A 2,660-nucleotide genomic window follows, 5' to 3' on the forward strand; every position below is an offset into this window, starting at 1 on the left:
CTCCGGGTCGTCGCCGTCCCCGGCGGACTCCTCCAGCGCCTCGTCCAGCGTGTCCTCGTCCAGTCCCGGCGCGTCGAACGGGTTGCGGCGCCTGCGGTGCGGCAGCGCCAGCAGCGCCGCCTGCCGCACGTCCTCGGTCAGCACCTCGGTGCGGCCCGCCCACGCGGCGAGCGCCGTGGCGGTGCGCGCCATCACGATGTCCGCGCGCATCCCGTCCACCTCGAACGCCGCGCAGGTCGCCGCGATCTGCCGCAGCGCCGCGTCGCCCAGCTCCACACGGGGCAGCAGCTCCCGCGCCGCCGCGATCCGCTCGCGCAGCGCGGTCTCCTCGTCCGCCCAGCGCGCCGCGAACGCGGCCGGGTCGTCGTCGTACGCCAGCCGGCGCCGGACGACCTCCACCCGCTGCTCCGGGTCGCGGGAGGCGGCGACCTCCACCGTCAGCCCGAACCGGTCGAGCAGCTGCGGCCGCAGCTCGCCCTCCTCGGGGTTCATCGTCCCGACGAGCAGGAACCGCGCGGCGTGCCGTACGGAGACGCCCTCCCGCTCGACGTAGGAGGCGCCCATCGCGGCCGCGTCCAGCAGCACGTCGACCAGATGGTCGTGGAGCAGGTTGACCTCGTCGACGTAGAGGATGCCGCGGTGCGCGTCGGCCAGCAGGCCCGGCTCGAACGCCTTGACGCCGTCGGCCAGCGCCCGCTCGATGTCCAGCGCGCCCACCAGGCGGTCCTCGGAGGCGCCGACGGGCAGTTCGACCATCCGCGTCGGGCGGCCGCCGGCGTCACCCGGGGTGTGCGGGCCGTCGGGGCAGGCGGGGTCCGGCGCGGCCGGGTCGCAGGAGAAGCGGCAGCCGGGGACGACGTCCAGCGAAGGCATCAGGGCCGTCAGACCGCGCACGATCGTCGACTTCGCGGTGCCCTTCTCCCCCCGGACGAGCACCCCGCCGATGGCCGGGGAGATGGCGTTGAGCAGCAGGCTCAACCGCATGTCGGCCATGCCGACGACGGCGGTGAACGGATACGGGGCCGAGGCCATTAACGGGTACCCCCTTCGAGGGACGTGCTCCGGTCGGTCGTGGTGGTGGTCGTGCCGCCGCGGGGCGGGGCCTGCGGCACCGGGGCGGGCGCGCCGGGCGGCACGAACGGCAGGCCCTCGGGCACGCCCTTCTCGATCAGCCGCAGCAGCGCGCCGGTGTCCGCGTGCTCCTCTATCAGGTCCCCGAGGAGGTCCAGCTGTTCCTCGCGCAGCGCGCCGAAGCGGGTGCCGGGCGCGGGGACGAAGTCCCGTCCGGCGTCGGCCGCGACCCGGCGCAGGAACGCGCGCCGGAAGCCGTCGCTCTCCAGCGAGCCGTGCCAGTGGGTGCCCCACACGGACCCCACCCGGCAGCCGTCGAGGAAGGGTTCGCCGCCGTCCACCTCGGCCACGCCGTGATGGATCTCGTAGCCCTCGACCCGCTCGCCCAGCGCCTCGCCGACGGGCCGCGCCAGTGTCTTCTCCGCCGCGAACCGCACCCGCACCGGCAGCAGCCCCAGGCCCTCGACGCGCCCCGCCCGCGACTCGACGTCGTCGTCGATGCGCCGGCCGAGGACCTGGAAGCCGCCGCAGATGCCCAGGACGGGGCGGCCCTCGGCGGCCCGCCGGGCCAGCGCCGCGGCGAGACCGCGTTCACGCAGCCAGGCCAGCGCCCGCACGGTGCCGCGCGTGCCGGGGACGACGACCAGGTCCGCGTCGGCCAGTTCCTCGGGCCGGTCCACGAACCGCACCACCACGCCCGGCTCCGCGGCCAGCGCGTCCACATCGGTGAAGTTGGACATCAGGGGGACGGCCGCCACCGCGACGCGCAGCACGTCGGCGCCGTGCGGCGGCGCCACCACGCTCTCGCGGACCGCGCCCCGCATCGACACCCGCAGCCCGTCCTCCTCGTCGATGCCCAGGCCGTGACGGTACGGCAGGACGCCCAGCGTCGGCCGGCCGCTCAGCTGCCGCATCATCTCCAGGCCGGGCTCCAGCAGGGCCACGTCGCCGCGGAACTTGTTGACGAGGTATCCGGCGACCAGCTCCTGGTCCTCGGCCGACAGCAGCGCCGTGGTGCCGAAGAACGACGCGAACACCCCGCCGCGGTCGATGTCGCCGACCACCACCACCGGCAGCCGGGCGGCCCGCGCCAGGCCCATGTTGACGATGTCGGTGCGCCGCAGATTGATCTCGGCGGGGCTTCCGGCGCCCTCGCAGATCACCGCGTCGTGCGTGCGCCGCAACTCGGCCAGGCAGTCGGTGACCGTCTCCAGCAGCCGTTCCTGCCGCCCCTCGTGATAGCCCCGGGCGCTCAGCTCGCCCACCGGCTTCCCCAGCAGCACCACCTGGCTGCTGCGGTCCCCGCCCGGCTTGAGCAGCACCGGGTTCATCAGCGCGGACGGCTCGACACGGGCCGCGGCGGCCTGCATCGCCTGCGCCCGGCCGATCTCCGCGCCCTCCCGGGTGACGAACGAGTTCAGCGACATGTTCTGCGCCTTGAACGGCGCGACCTTGACGCCCTGACGCACCAGCCAGCGGCAGATCCCGGCCGTCACCACGCTCTTGCCCGCGTCGGACGTCGTCCCGGCCACCAGCAGACCACCGCCGAGGGCCGTTTCCTGCCGTCCGCTCACCGTGTCCTCCTCGAC

General features: G+C 75.1%; 2 protein-coding genes. Both read right to left on the reverse strand.

All coding sequences use genetic code 11. The features are described 5' to 3' along the window. Nucleotides 1-1,032, reverse strand: a 1,032-nt coding sequence (locus AC51EU_RS29345) for a magnesium chelatase ATPase subunit I (RefSeq protein WP_496270129.1), incomplete at its 3' end; no start/stop codon positions are given. Then, nucleotides 1,032-2,645, reverse strand: coding sequence for a cobyric acid synthase (locus AC51EU_RS29350; protein ID WP_496270130.1), 1,614 nt, complete (start codon nt 2,643-2,645; stop codon nt 1,032-1,034). The genes AC51EU_RS29350 and AC51EU_RS29345, both read right to left, overlap by 1 nt. Nucleotides 2,646-2,660: the final 15 nt, after the last annotated feature.

Source organism: Candidatus Streptomyces philanthi (assembly GCF_059553635.1).